Raw genomic sequence first — 14624 nt, 5'->3', positions numbered from 1 at the left:
TTTCGTATTTTTGATAATTCAATCAATTAAAACTTAAATCTTATTTGTATGAAAACAAACCTTTCTGTTATTGGAGAGAAATTCGCTTTTGAAGGAACCGTAAAAGAAATCCGTTCTTTGGGAGAAGGCCTTATCAATGACACCTTTTTCGTAGAAACGGAGGGATCGAGTCCGAACTATATTTTACAATGTAAAAACAAGAATATCTTTCAGAATATACCTGCTATGATGGAGAATATCCATAAGGTAACGACGCATCTGAAGAAAAAAATAGTGGCTCAGGGCGGCGATCCTATGCGTGAAGCTCTTACCGTAACTCTAACGAAGGACGGTAAACTGTATTATCACGATGAGCAGGACGAATATTGGGCAGCATGTCTGTTTATTGAAGATACAATCACTTATCAGAAAGCCGATTCTACCATATTGGCTGAACAGGGAGGGCGTGGTATCGGTCAGTTTCAGGCAATGCTTGCGGATATGAAAGAACCATTGACTGATATTCTTCCCGGATTTCATAATATGCGATTCCGTTTCAAACAATGGGATGAGGTGATAGCCAAAGATCCTGTGGGACGTAAAGCTAAAGTGGAGAAAGAGGTGGAGTGGATCGAAAGCCGCAGAGACGAAATGCTTGCATTCTGGGCAAAAGCCGAATCGGGCGAACTTCCTGCCCGTGTCACTCATAACGATACCAAGATCAGTAATATTCTCTTTGATAAAAACGAAAAGGTTCTGTGTGTAATCGACCTTGATACAGTACTGAACAGTATCTGTCTGAACGATTATGGCGATGCAATCCGCTCATACACCAATGCTGCGGGATTTGAAGATGAGGAAGATTTAAGCAAAGTATATGTTGATATGGATATATTCGAAGCTTACACCAAAGGTTATCTGGCGGAGACTGCAGGTTTTATGACTCCTGCCGAGGCTGAGAACGTAGCCTTTTCAGCCAAATACATTACTTTCGAGCAAGTACTTCGTTTCTTGATGGATTATATTGATGGCGATAATTATTATAAGGTGAAAAACGATACTCACAATTTGGTTCGGGCACGTGGTCAGTATAAATTACTGCAATCGCTGGACGAAAATTATGAGAAGATGTGTGAGATTGTAAATTCTCAGCTAGCGGCTCTTGGAAAATAAATAAAAATATATTTAAAGTAAAAGCCTGTGGAGAATACTTTTAAGATTAGTATCCACAGGTTTATTCGTACATCTAAATCACAAAACAGGTCTTAGACCCTATTCTATTTGATAATGAATAAGATAAAAATACCAAAGATATCTATTGATGCATCCGATATAGAGGCGGTAGCTCAACAGATGGCAAGTTTGCCGGTAAACAAGATCGATACAATCAACTGGCCGGATGCTTATCCGTCGAAACCCGAAGTTACGTTTACCATTGCCCACAACAGCGAAAATATTCTGTTGCAATATAAAGTCAAAGAAAACGAAATATTGGCTGCCGTAACAACCGATAACGGAGAGGTATGGACAGATTCGTGTGTGGAAATGTTCCTTTCGTTCGATAATAAGCATTATTATAATGCCGAGTTTACTTGCATCGGCAAAGCATTGCTCGGTTACAGGGAATTTGGAGGAAGTGCAGAGCATGGAAGTAAAGAGGTGATGCAATCTATTTTAAGATTACCAAGCTTAGGTACTGCCAATAGGGATAAAGAAATAGGTAATTTCGATTGGACATTGACAATAGTTATTCCTTGCGCTGCTTTTTGGAAAAGTGATATACAAAGTTTTGACGGTTTGCAGGTAAAAGGAAATTTTTACAAATGCGGTGATAATCTTACTGTACCTCATTTCGTTTCCTGGACAACTATCGGTACACCAAGTCCGAGCTTTCATCAGCCCCGATTTTTCGGAGAATTGATTTTTGAGTAATGCGAGTTTAATTTTGACAATTAAAGATATAATAATTATCTAAAATTGATTTATCTTTGTTGTCAAAGTAATAATAAGAAAGTTGGCTCGTTTACGATTAGATAAGACCCCATTGTTTAGGGTCACGCATTTTGATAATATTAAGTATATTGCCGAAAAGGGAATAACGCATGTTTCATCACCGGACAGTAATGAGAACTATGTGCCTATTGGCAATAATGCTATTATTGATAAACGAAAAGAACGTCTGCTTCCGAGCGGACGTCCTTTAACTGATTATATTCCTTTTCATTTTGCGCCTAGAATGCCTATGCTCTATGCAATACAAAAAGGATACGGAACGGAAGTAGTCGATCCGAGACGTCTTGTTTACTGTATATCGACAGTACAGCAAATAATGGATGCCGAATTGGAATTTTGGTTCACCAATGGGCATGCTTTCAGTAGATTGAGTCATTTTTATGACAGCTCTAGGATTCGCAAGATTAGGGGATTATTGGATTGGGATGCCATAACAGACAACGGCTGGGGAGGAAGCGAAAATACAGACTTGAGGAGGCGTAAAGAAGCCGAATTTTTGGTTGGTGCAGACGTTCCCGCTACTTGTATTACCGAGTATATAGTTTATAGTCCTAGCGTTAAGGATAAACTATTTGTATCGGGTATTGACGACGACAAGATACGGGTGGAGCCAGGATATTATTTTTGATATATGATTAAATATGTATACGGGAATATGTTTGAGAGTAAATCTCAAGCGATAGTTAACACTGTCAACACTGTAGGAGTAATGGGGAAAGGAATTGCTTTACAGTTTAAAAAGTACTTTCCCAACAATTTCAAAATTTACAAACATGCTTGTGACAACAAAACTTTAACAATTGGAAAACTTCTGGTCTGCGAAGAAGAACATCTACAAATAGGGCGAAAGATAATCATAAATTTTCCGACTAAAGACCATTGGCGAGATCCTTCCGAGTATAGCTATATTCGATTGGGACTTATTGAATTGACTAAACTAATAAAGGAACGAAACCTGCAATCGGTGAGTGTTCCTCCTTTAGGAGCAGGTAATGGCGGTTTGCAATGGAGTAAAGTCAAAGATCTGATAGAAGAACATCTATCGGATGTCGATTGCGAAATTGTTGTTTATCAACCCAATGAAGAAGTAAAAGAGGTATTGAATAAGGAACGGGCTAAATTGACTCCTGCGAGGGCAATGATGCTCGATGTACTTTTTGATATGGTAAAGGAAGGAGAGTTTATCTCCGAATTTGCTGCGGAGAAGATTGTTTACTTTTTACAACGCTTTGGAGCTTTTGATCAATTTCAACTAGAGTTTCGAAACGATTATTACGGACCACATTCAGGAAAAGTAAAGCATGTGTTTAAGTACCTCAATGGCAGTTATATTGGCGAGTATTATGCGTTAACGGGCACTCCGTTTCAAGAGTTAAATTTAGATATGTCTACCGAAAAGGATGTAGCAGAATATCTGAATTTAGCAGACAATAAAACGTATAAAGGTATAAGTAAGAAGACGAAAGAATTCCTATCAGGATTCTATTCGTCCTTTGCCTTGGAGCTTTTATCAACAATAGATTATATAAGGCAAACTGAACAGATTTATACAGAGGAAGGAATAATTACCTGCTTAGCCACTAACAAGACCGAAAAGCGTACTGTTTTCGACAATCCTGAATATATTACACTAATAAATACTCATCTGGATAGCTTCTTTGCATTACCCCGGAATTAAGTAATACAAAATATTTAATGCTATATTTTAAAGTTATAACTAACTATCGTTAATCTAGTTGCCAAAGCAATAAAAAGGTCTGCGGCCTTAATTATACTTTTTAAGGTGTTGGTACTCTTTTTAGATTAGATATGTATGGTTATTTTTTGAAAAAATAGCCTACCGATATTGTGATGTTTTGGTTTTTCCAGGAAGGATTACCTCCATCATATCCGCTCATCAGATTTAATACTCCGGCCTCGTAGTTTATATTCAAAAGATATTGATTATATTCTATTCCGATACCTCCAATTATACCGAAATCGAATTTATCAAGTCCGGCATCTCCGAAACCTTTTTTTTGGATAGTAGTATGAGTAAGTGTATATGGTAGATACTGAGGCAATTTATAATATGAGTATATGTATTTTTCTCTGGCATAAATACCATAGGATAAATAAGGTCCTGCATTAATGAGTAATTTAGTAGAACTGCTCAACGAATATTTATAGCCGGCTAATATTGGAATCTGAAGATAATTTAATCTGTATGTCCATGATTGTATACTTTCGGAGGGATATGTACTACTTTCGGGATTATTAGTCCATTGTACATCGCCTTTTGCTCCCTTAGCTGTAAACTCGATTCCCGATCGAAGAAAAAAGTGATCAGAATACTGTTTATGAGCTATTAAGCCAAAATGATAACCCATACGCGAATTCATATCTGAATTCATATTCTGATGAGTACTGTTTGAGAAATTGGCTCCTGCTTTTATTGCATAGGATATCTGAGATTGTGCTTGTAAATTTAAACAAGTAATAAGGAGGACTATAAGCATTCCTAATGCTGCGTATTTTTTCATAATATGTGTTGTTAATTTTTCATAAGACGAAGAGGAATATAAAACGTTGCATTAAAACGTTAAATATTCCTCGCTGTTAATTACAATATAAACTGTTAAGTAAATGAAAGTATTTAATAAGATACTTTTACTTGTAGGGGCAGACCTATGTGTCTGTCCTTTGTGGGTGAACACATAGGTTCACCCCTAAAGCAATAAAAAGGTCTGAGACCTTATGTGTTGTGATGCCTTTTGTCCGATATATGTTTTCTGATAAGCGTATCGCCCATCAAGAGTACTAAAACTACAAATGGCAGTAATACAGTTAACGGATCGATATCCATTTTCGGAAAATGAGGCATGCTGAAATCGACTTGCATCGAAGGTATTTGTATAGCAGTATCTCCCATCATAAAATAAAATGCGATGATAGGCAGAACTACTATGGCGGCTATTCCTCCGGCTATTGCAATTGCTGTATATATTTTGCTTCGAAGGGTGTCTTTTGTCTTGCTTTCAGAAGCTGCCTGATGTATTTGTTGCATCAAACGGCTTTCGAAACCTTTAGGTGGATTGCTTAATTCCATATCTTGAAACAAGCTCCTTAGGCGATCTTTTTCTTGCTTTTTCATGTCGATATGAGTTTATTTATTTCTGAATTCATAAATTTCCGTATACGGTACAATTTTACTTTTACATTGGCTTGACTGAGATTGCTGATTGTACTTATATCCTGCACACTGTGGTTGTTGAGGTAAAAAAGTGTAATCAGCAAAGCATCCTCAGGGTTGAGCCGTTTTATAACAATATCCAGATATTCGAGCCTCTCTTCTGTATTCAGCTCATCCAGACTATCGGAGATTTCGGCATCGGGGAGTTTCTCTGCCATATCATCGAAAGAAATAAACTCTCGTTTGGTCTTTCTCACCTCCGTAATAGCCGTATTGTAGGCTATACGGTAGATCCACGTCGAAAACTCTGAATCTCCTCTGAATTTACTGAGCGACTGATATATCTTAATAAAGATCTCCTGAGTAATGTCTTCCGCATCCTCTGTATTAGTGACAATTTTGCTGACAATGGTATATACCATTCTCTGATATCGGCGTACAATATGAACAAAGGCATTTGTATCACCATCCTTGATTAAACGGACATAATGTATGTCATCAAAACTTGTCATGCCTGTATGACGTATCAGTGTCACATTAGTTACAAATGTAATCAGAAAATTTTCAGAAAAAATAATTCTGCTATTTTTGTAACCTTTAATGGTGTACTGCGTCAAAATATGCAAACGAGAGAATGTTTAACGAATTTAAAAGTATAAGATATGCAAAATGTATTAGGTCCTATTTTTGTTACAGGTATTGTTGTACTAGGCATATACCGTTTGTTCGAACTGTTTGTTCGCCGTCAGGAGAGAATGGCTATTATTGAAAAACTTCAGAATAATGTAGATCTGTCAGCCTTTGCCAATAAGTTTAGCTTACCCATACTCGGAGGACAGTCACAAATGAAACTGCCGTCATCGTGGTCTCTTAGAGCCAGTTTGTTGTTGGTAGGGGTCGGTTTGGGGCTTCTGGCTGCTTTCTTTCTGGAGTTGGGTTTGACAAATTCACAGAGTCCCGAGTTTGCACACTATGATGATGCCGTAAAGGATAACATCCGAAGTTCGGTAGCTATTATTTATCTGGCAAGTGTCTCTTTATTTGGCGGTTTGGGATTGCTGATCGCTTATCTGGTAGAACAAAGGAAAGAGAAGCAGCATAAAGATTAATTTGTGGTTTTTGTTTTATTGTTACAAGGAGTGTCTCTTTTTTAGAGATGCTCCTTTTCATTTTACTAAAATACGAAACAGGTTTGCCCCCTTGCCCTTTTTTATCTATTCAATAAAAGATAGAGCATGGGATATTATTCTAATAAAGAGATTGCCTCGGTAGTTGAGCCTGATGGGATAACATTGGCTAATAATCCGAATTTTGTGGTATTCAGTAGTAAAGGAAATAAAGACAGTGATCGGAAAATGAGGGCTACTATCCAAATTTTACAAGTGTATCCTGAATCTGTTGCACAGAACCATTTTAAATTTGAAATTAAAGAGAAGCAAAGTGGCGATACGCATGATTTTAAGGGAACCTATGATAAAAATAAAATTAGTAGTAATACCTTTTTTGTACCCTTGCAGGCGACAGTGCTTGGCAATGTTGTTTTATCGCAAAGCGAAGCCAATCAGATTACGTTGCAGAATATTAAAGAATGTTTGTTGAAAAATTCATTTTTCCGAAATAATTTTGATATTTCTATACCTGCTGAAAAAAACGATGATGATGATATAAGCATAAACGGAAGGCTTGAGATTCTATCAAAAGGGGCCGGGATTCAATATGATTTTGAGTTTCTGAGCAATGGTACTTCACTGGAAGTCACTCAATCCGCCCTTCTCTTTTATAACCAACATGTTTTGAGTTTTGTCGACAATATTCATAATTCGGAAGATATTGTATCCTCGGCATACTGGTTGACTATTAAAGTAACGGAAGGTTCTAATGTGGTTTATAATCGTAAATGGAATGGTACTACCGATCCGTCAAAAGAGAATCAGGATACCTATTTACTTGTTCCTGAATCAAATGCGGGAAATAATGATGAAAGTTTCAGAAAGTCTATCCGAAATGTTGCTAAAGTATTGAATCTGGATAGCGAACTGCTTAATTATGTGGATGTTGTTTTAGATGATTACAGCTGTACGATAAAGGATAAATTCAGTTCCGATCGGTATATCGTAGAGATTGAAGCTCCGCAATTTTCGATTCAGAATTTAGAAATACTTTCATCTTCTTCCGATACTATAGATTATGGAACGGGAAATTATCAGATCGAATTGGAAGTATATACCGACCATCAGATCTTTCCGGGCAATGACGATTCACTCAATTATTTGGGAAATTATCTGACAACACTATCTAAATCTTATTTCGGAAAACCCTTGTGGTTCGACCTGAGTACACTACTGAGTAAAAAAGTAACTTATTCGGCTGCTTTTCTTTCCGAGCCGGAACTCGACCCCCAAGATGAAAAGTATCGCCTTTGGAGCGATGCCCAAACGATAACCGACTATCGGTTTATTGCAAAACGCACGGATGGGAAAATTAATCAACCGTTTTATTACTCCTCGCCTTTGTATGTGCTTAATGGATACGATTATACCTTAAATCCTTCCGGATTGGAAAAGGACGATGCAGGTGACTCCTACATCCTCGATTTTTCTCAGGATTTTTATGCCCCTCCATTTACTAAAGTCAAGCCGTTGACCACCCGATTCAACCGTACACATATCAAAGGGCAGAAGCAGTATTTCAATTTTATTTATCATTTCCGCTGGCTTGCTTTAAGAATTGGCGGTGCTGCCGATCCTCTCGTGCCTTCTATCGGGCTGCATTATAAACTTTATACCCAGTCGGGAGCATTTATAGGTGAATATACCTGTCAGGGGCAGGAAGAAAGTGAGTTCTCTAAAGTGAATACGGCCTTGCTACGGCTCGATGAGTTTTTACCGATGCACAATGGAAAGACGGTCGGGCGTATAGACGTTTATTTATGCAGATGGCACAAAAGTACTTATCCGGGTAAAGATGAACCCGAAGTGATTATTTCGACGCCGCTTTCGTTCCGTATTTTACCCGAGGATATTAATGAGATCAACGATTTTGTATTTCTTAACCGATTGGGAGGATGGGATACGATGAACTTCGGAGGAGGCTTTTCTTCGGAATTTAAAACCGCAGGATCAACTATCTATAAAACCTTACAGTCCGGTTTCACTCTCCAGTCTGAAATAGAATCGGTTGCCATGAAAAGCGTGCAGGAGCAAAAAATAGTGCAAACGTCGCCCGTTACTACCGATGTGGTGGAGTGGTTACGCGAAATGAGTGCTTCGCCTGCCGTATACGAACTGAAAACCAAACGCTACATAATTGTAGACGATATGTCTCTCAAGTACAATTCGACAGACGACCTGTATCAGGTGGAAATGAAATATCACTATACGGATACCTTTAAATAGTAGTTGAATTGTTAGTAATAAACGCTCTTTTTTTTACTGACGCACCCTCTCGGGTTTGTCTTTCATTTTGCCTTGATGCAAAACGAAACAAAAGATCAAGACTGTGCCTCATTGCCCGACCCGATACGTGCTCCGAAAGCGAAAACAAAAAATTACTTTCGACTTTGATTCCTTTTTGTTTTTTACGCTTTCCTCCCACATCGGGTACCCCGTGCAACCGCCAATGTCGGAGAGCCTGACGGGCGTAAGCAAAGCTGACATTTACTTCGGGGGTGAGGCATCCGTTCAACGAAGCAGTCGATAAGAATAAAATGTAAAGAGTCCGACAGGACGGCTTATTTTATTCTTAACGGCAAGTTGATAACGGATCACACCCGTAAGTGGTCGGCAAAGACTTTTTGGTTCCTTTTGCGGCTTTGGGCAAAAGGAACACAAGCAATCTTTGATTGCGCGTAGTATAAATAACTTAAATGAGCGTTTCATATAATCCAACTACTGATTCGTATTAAGTAGCCTTAAATATTTAATGCGATATTTTATCAAAATAACTATCTCTAGTTGTTACACTTGCCAAAGCAATAAAAAGGTCTGCGACCTTAATAACTTGTAAACTTTAATAAAAAAATATGACTAATATAGAACTTTACATCGATAAGAAACTCTGCGATATACAAAGCCCCGAGAAGTTGGGTGTGCGTCTCAACAGGGTACTTATCAATCCTGCCGAACTGAGTACAAAGGATGCACAATACAGCTATTCCATTACTATACCTGCCACTCCGACCAACGATGCCATCTTCGGGTATGCCAATGTGGAGGAGGTCAAAAATAAGTTTAATCACAATTACAAGGCACTGCTTTATGTGAATAGTATTTTGATATTCGACGGACGATTCAAACTCAGTGAAATAGATGCCGAGGGAAGTTATAAGGGAAATCTGGTAGTGCCTGCCAAGAAAACCATAAAGGAAATCTTCGGCGAAAAGAAAATGACCGAGATAGAAGGCTCATGGGACTTGTCCTTCACCAACCCCGACAATGAGAACGAACCGTTGACTATAACCGAGATGTTGAACAAGTATAACACCGAGCCGGGTACACCCGATTGTATCTTCCCGTTGGTTTTGTACGGTTTGCTGCCGAAGGTGTCAAAGGATGGGGAAAATAGTTTTTCGGGAAAGGCGATCTGGGATAAATACGTACGTCTGGGTATTGAGGATTTTCCCCCGTCTATTAATTGCTTAAATACAATCAAAAAGATATTTGAAAACAGTAAGGATGAAAAAGGAGAAGAGTATCACATAGGAGGCAGTGCATTCGAAGATGCCCGTTTGAAGAACCTCTATATGTCGTACCAAAACCCGACCAACTATCAGCAGGAGTGGAACTGGGGGTACTTGGGCAGGATGAAGCTCAAAGGTACGTGGACAAATATAAAGAACGACAATAAGGATATTGAGGCTTCGCATCTCGAAACAGAGTTTTATGTCACACAGGGCGATTGCGAGCATGTTGCCGTAAATCTGTTTAATGCCCGAAACTCGGATATAACCGTTTTGGAAGATACAGGGAGCAATATCTCGCAATCGGAACACGAGAAAGGAGCGAATCGGATCATCAAGAATACCCATATCGTGATTCCTACAAGCGGATTGTATAAGGTGAAATTCGGAGCAAGGATGAAAGTAGGGACGTCTGCTGAGAGCAAGTATAAGGCAAAGTACTATACTATCAACGATACTCGTTTCTCCTATTCAAATTCGCATGATGCAAATAATGAGTTCAATTCGTCGAGATACGAACTCAAATTGATTCGTGACAGAGGCAATGGCGATTTTGATATGACTAACTCGGTCATCGACGGGATATATTATAAGAACAACCACAATCAGGAGATGGATAAATCGGGTGGGACAGATCGGAAATATAATTTTCCGCTTTTTGCGACTTCTCCCAAGTATTTCCCTCAGGCCAATCCCCAAGCTATTTTGTTTGTAGACCCTTGCCAGAATCCCAATATCATATCGGGTTTCCGTTGGGGAAAGGGCGATGAGGAGGTTTCTCAACATCCTTTGGACAAAAACGATTTTTATTGTAATATCTTGTCGGCAAAAAACGGTCTCAGCTGGGATAAAACAGTCGATACGGTTACATATAGTGCAGTTAATTCACTTCCTTATTGGCGGTATGGCATTTTGCAGGAAGACGAGGAGCCAACAGAGCCAACAGAGGAAGGTGAAGATGGAGAGGAAAGTGAGGTAGATGAGGCAACCAGAGAGTATGGGTATGAGATGAGCGATAAGTTTATTACAAAATTTGACTCTCCCGAGAATTACATAGGGAAGAAAAACAACTTGGATGGCGATGGCTTAGTACATACTGTGATCTGGCTCGAAAAGGGCGAGCATATAGCTCTTTCCGATGTAACAGACATTGGAGTGTGGAGGGAGGGATCCAGACATAAATACAAAGGGGCGTATATAAAGCATGAGGTCGAATTTGAAATTGAGATAGAGCCTTATAAGCTCAATAAGGAATGGCTAACTGTAAACTCCGATGGAACAGGAACGACGAAAATGTCGTGGAATGAGGAGTCGGACTTTAATATGGATAAAATAAACCTCATTAAATTCCTCCCATCGGGACAAAAGATAGACGATTGGCTCGAAAATTTTTGCAAGGCTTTCAATCTCGACTTGATGCAACCCAAAGAGAATGAGTTTGAGTTGAATGTAAAGCAGATACGACCCACCGCTTCCGCTGCTTCGGTGATTGACCTCGATGGTAAAGCAAGTATTAATCAAAGAACGAATCAGTCATTGGGGTTACCTTCGGAATTTCAGTTGGGTTTTAAAGTGAATCAGGAAGAAGAGGGGTATTTTAGATCAAAAGAACTTAATGGAGAAATAGCCGAAGATGGTGGAGGTAGTTTTATAACAGGTAATATAGACGGACAGGTAGTTACTCAGGCTTCTAATTTTTCATATAATTGGTTTAAAAAAATATATAAGGGAGAAGAAAATGCAGCTAACCCAATGCTTTTGGAATTACCTGTAATTACAAATAAGCAAATTTGGGAGCTAAATGAGCCTAAAGATTATGGGGAAATGATGAAAAAGCTATATACAGACTATGCCCAACGTTTTTGGTATAAAGCTGAGAAGCCCTACAACGTAGGTATAGTTTGGAGTAATACCGATAAACACATTGAATTGTTACTGCCTCATTTAAGTAATAGTTTGAATAAGCAGGATACTCTAACCTTAGATTATTATAATAACCCTAGTTCTATCTTAACTATCTACTTTAGTATTATTGCTACTGATGACAGCAACTATACATATATAGAGTGTTACCTTACTCCTGACGAATATGAACAAATGGATGGAAGTAAATTAGTGAAATTAAATGGTGATTTATACTATGTTGCTGCTGTTGAGGGATATGATCCTATGGGAAGGAATAAAACTAAACTAAAACTAATACGGAAAGTATAAATAAAAACGTCTCAATTGAGACGTTTTTATTATTTATATCTTACAAATGTCATTCCACTGCTCGGTTTAGGTAGCATGGTTCTATAATATAATACATTACCTTCTATTTTATAACTGTATGTATAAGAGAGGTGTATGTTGAATGCATCTTCTTTTACACCTGTGTCGTTAATCCAATATTTTCTTTTGCTTTCAAATCTATTTTCACCATTTGGAGATCGTTCTACAGTAAAATCATCATTAAAACGATAATATTCAGTATCAGCAGGAACTCCACCGACATAAGTCATTTTCCATGTTCCTTTTATCGGATTATATTTACCGTTATATGTGGCATAATGTGGATCAGTTTTACTGTTCCAATCGCCTTTCCAAGACCATACTTTGCTTTCGTAAGGCTTAAAAGTAAGCGTAGTGTTGCCATCCTTTATGGTTAATCGGGCACTTTCGAGCGTTCCGGCTATGGCATATTGATACACGGTATTTGCAATCTTGTATTCCTTGTCGTTGGTAATGTAGGTTTTCGAAGTACCGTAAGTCGGGTCTTTTTCCTCGGCAGGTTCTGTGGTAGCTTCCCACAGCTTAAAATTGCTGTCGAACTTATATACCAGAAAGTCGCTTGCGTTAGCACCATTGCGTTGTGTCAGTTGCCATTCGCCCTTTAAGGTATTGTATTTGCCATCGGTATAGTGAGAGCTTGCAGGATCGTTCCAGTTGTCGAATTTCGATGTCGGATCGGTTGGATCAGTCGGGTCTGGGTCATCGCCACCTCCGCATGCTGTAAGTGTGAAAGCTGTTAATAATAGGTATAAAATCTTTTTCATATAGTTTCGTGTACTTTGTTTCAATACAAAAGTAATGATTTTTTCGATACATTAAAAAATTTAAAGGCGAGCGTTGTAGGGGTGTATTGCATACGCCCGTTTTATTTTTAACGCAAAGTTGCAAAGACACAAAGATTTTTTTCTTTCTTATTCGATTATTAAGTACTGCAAATTATTTGTTGTCGCATTTCAGAAAACGGGAAAACAGGTTGCCCCAAGGTAGCCCTGACCTCACCCCAATTCTGTTTGTAGGGGCAGACCTACGTGTCTGCCTCCATATTGGGCGAACACATAGGTTCGCCCCTACATCGCAAAAAATCTTTGCGGCTTTGTGTCTTTGCGTTTAGCACCCTGTATTTTCTGTTGTTTCAGTGTAATTTGTGTTCTGTTCAGACTTTTGACACACCCTCGATAAAAGAAATTATACTGTGGGCGAAAGATTTTTCGCCCCTACGGTATACTATAATTAGTGATTTAAAAATCTTCCGACCACTACTGTTGCAATACGCCCCTAGAGAGGTGCTTGCCTTATACTTATTGCCTTTTCTGTTTTCTAATGTCGTTTTTTAATATATTTTGCATAGCTTTGTTTGCGAATATTTTACACACGTATTTTAAAATTTTATGAAAAAACTATTATTAGCAGTAGCATTTGTAGCCGGTACATTAGGTGCATTTGCTCAAAGTGAAAAAGGCGAAAAATCTCTTATCGGAAATATCGGTTATCAGAGTAATGCAGAGCGTTTTATGTTGGGTGTTCAAGGCAGATATGTTATTGCCGAAAACATTCGTTTAGCTCCCGATGTGATGTTCTTTTTCCCTAAAAACAAAGTTACAGGACTTGATATTAACGTAAATGTACATTATGTGTTTAATGTAGATCAAAATCTGTCTGTTTATCCATTGGCAGGTATTGCCATGCAAAACAACCGTTTTTCGGGAAGAACTGTTGGAGGCGAAAAATTTGGTTCTAATGGTTATACCGATTTCGGTTTCAACTTAGGAGCCGGAGCCGGTTATGATCTGGCTAGCAATCGCTTTGTGAATTTCGAACTTAAGTATACTTTCGGTGATGCCGATTGTATGGTTGTTGCTCTTGGTTACGGAGTTAAATTCTAATGTATAGAAATAAAAAAAAATAGCTGTTGCACTTGCAATGGCTATTTTTTTGTTTACTCCTGTCTATAAATAAAATTTATAGGGAATAAACAAAACAAAAACCCTCTAGAATTACTAAAGGGTTTATTTTTTTTTGCTTTTGTTTCTAGTAACTAAGCAGATGCTTTTTTACTTTTTAGCTTTAGCAGCAGCTTCAGAGTATTTTTTGCCTAGTTCAGCAAATTTAGCAGCTTGCTCAGGAGTCATAGTTGCAAGTTCTTTTTCAAGTACTTTTCCTAGGTCAGCTATTTCTTGAGCGATTTTAGCGCATTCTGCAGTAGCTGCAGCGTCACCTTTTGCTTCAGATAAAGTAAGCGCTTGGTTTACTAATACTTCGTATTTTCCAAGAGCAGTAGTATCAGCAACTACAACTTCTTCAACAACAGGAGCTTCTACTTTAGTTGAATCAACTTCAGTACCTTGAGCACCTTCAGTTTTAGTGTTACAAGCAGCAAATGACAATGTAGCTGCAGCAACAAAAGCGATCATAACAATCTTTTTCATTTTTTTTCTTTTGTTTTTTGACAAAAATCCGTGAATAATTACCTTTTCGACTGCAAATGTAATATAAAAAACTAAGAAATAT

Annotated in this window: 14 protein-coding genes; 8 read left to right on the top strand and 6 right to left on the bottom strand. The window is 38.3% G+C overall.

What is annotated here, in order from left to right:
- Positions 1-48 precede the first annotated feature (48 nt).
- The 4 genes from CLV62_RS02300 (at position 49) to darG (ending at position 3670) form a co-directional block, all read left to right on the top strand.
- Positions 49-1152, top strand: coding sequence for a phosphotransferase enzyme family protein (locus tag CLV62_RS02300; protein ID WP_110309158.1), 1104 nt, complete (start codon positions 49-51; stop codon positions 1150-1152).
- A 114-nt stretch (positions 1153-1266) separates the two neighbouring features.
- Entirely contained in the window at positions 1267-1911 is a 645-nt protein-coding gene (locus CLV62_RS02295; RefSeq protein WP_110309157.1) for a carbohydrate-binding family 9-like protein, read from the top strand.
- A gap of 82 nt (positions 1912-1993) precedes the next feature.
- The gene (gene darT, locus CLV62_RS02290) at positions 1994-2620 is read left to right on the top strand and encodes a type II toxin-antitoxin system toxin DNA ADP-ribosyl transferase DarT (protein WP_170119997.1); all 627 of its coding nucleotides are present in this window, start codon (positions 1994-1996) and stop codon (positions 2618-2620) included.
- A 3-nt stretch (positions 2621-2623) separates the two neighbouring features.
- A complete protein-coding gene (darG, locus tag CLV62_RS02285) occupies positions 2624-3670 on the top strand; it encodes a type II toxin-antitoxin system antitoxin DNA ADP-ribosyl glycohydrolase DarG (RefSeq protein ID WP_110309155.1) in 1047 nt (348 codons plus the stop codon).
- Positions 3671-3809: 139 nt separating this feature from the next.
- On the opposite strand, the gene CLV62_RS02280 is transcribed toward darG, so the two are convergent.
- From CLV62_RS02280 to CLV62_RS02270, 3 genes are all read right to left on the bottom strand, one after another.
- A complete protein-coding gene (locus tag CLV62_RS02280; protein ID WP_110309154.1) occupies positions 3810-4514 on the bottom strand; it encodes a porin family protein in 705 nt (234 codons plus the stop codon).
- Between the two features lie 212 nt (positions 4515-4726).
- On the bottom strand, positions 4727-5125 hold the full coding sequence (locus CLV62_RS02275) for a hypothetical protein (RefSeq protein WP_110309153.1): 399 nt from the start codon (positions 5123-5125) through the stop codon (positions 4727-4729).
- Entirely contained in the window at positions 5122-5700 is a 579-nt protein-coding gene (locus tag CLV62_RS02270; protein WP_245903962.1) for an RNA polymerase sigma factor, read from the bottom strand. Before CLV62_RS02270 ends, CLV62_RS02275 begins: the two co-directional genes overlap by 4 nt.
- Positions 5701-5826: 126 nt before the next feature.
- Here CLV62_RS02270 and CLV62_RS02265 point away from each other — a divergent pair, with 126 nt between their 5' ends.
- Positions 5827-6273: a DUF6249 domain-containing protein gene (locus CLV62_RS02265; RefSeq protein WP_110309152.1), complete on the top strand. Its 447-nt coding sequence runs from the start codon at positions 5827-5829 to the stop codon at positions 6271-6273.
- A 126-nt stretch (positions 6274-6399) separates the two neighbouring features.
- Positions 6400-8559 (top strand): hypothetical protein, encoded by a 2160-nt coding sequence (locus CLV62_RS02260; RefSeq protein ID WP_110309151.1) that lies wholly within the window; start codon positions 6400-6402, stop codon positions 8557-8559.
- Here the strand turns inward: CLV62_RS02260 and CLV62_RS02255 are convergent.
- The gene (locus CLV62_RS02255; protein ID WP_110309150.1) at positions 8552-8848 is read right to left on the bottom strand and encodes a hypothetical protein; all 297 of its coding nucleotides are present in this window, start codon (positions 8846-8848) and stop codon (positions 8552-8554) included. The genes CLV62_RS02260 and CLV62_RS02255 overlap by 8 nt on opposite strands.
- A gap of 337 nt (positions 8849-9185) precedes the next feature.
- Here CLV62_RS02255 and CLV62_RS02250 point away from each other — a divergent pair, with 337 nt between their 5' ends.
- Positions 9186-12056, top strand: coding sequence for a hypothetical protein (locus tag CLV62_RS02250; RefSeq protein ID WP_110309149.1), 2871 nt, complete (start codon positions 9186-9188; stop codon positions 12054-12056).
- Positions 12057-12085: 29 nt separating this feature from the next.
- On the opposite strand, the gene CLV62_RS02245 is transcribed toward CLV62_RS02250, so the two are convergent.
- Positions 12086-12880: a membrane lipoprotein lipid attachment site-containing protein gene (locus CLV62_RS02245; RefSeq protein ID WP_110309148.1), complete on the bottom strand. Its 795-nt coding sequence runs from the start codon at positions 12878-12880 to the stop codon at positions 12086-12088.
- Positions 12881-13504: 624 nt separating this feature from the next.
- On the opposite strand from CLV62_RS02245, the gene CLV62_RS02240 reads away from it, so the two are divergent.
- The gene (locus CLV62_RS02240; RefSeq protein ID WP_110309147.1) at positions 13505-13999 is read left to right on the top strand and encodes an outer membrane protein; all 495 of its coding nucleotides are present in this window, start codon (positions 13505-13507) and stop codon (positions 13997-13999) included.
- Positions 14000-14167: 168 nt separating this feature from the next.
- Here CLV62_RS02240 and CLV62_RS02235 read toward each other — a convergent pair whose 3' ends face one another.
- A complete protein-coding gene (locus CLV62_RS02235) occupies positions 14168-14542 on the bottom strand; it encodes a hypothetical protein (protein WP_110309146.1) in 375 nt (124 codons plus the stop codon).
- Positions 14543-14624 lie beyond the last annotated feature (82 nt).

Source organism: Indolivaga alginatilytica, assembly GCF_003201355.1.
In the GTDB taxonomy this organism is placed as follows: Bacteria; Bacteroidota; Bacteroidia; order Bacteroidales; family Dysgonomonadaceae; genus Dysgonomonas_A; species Dysgonomonas_A alginatilytica.
The sequence above is the reverse complement of the archived record's forward strand: the minus strand, read 5'-3'. Positions and strand labels throughout refer to the sequence as shown.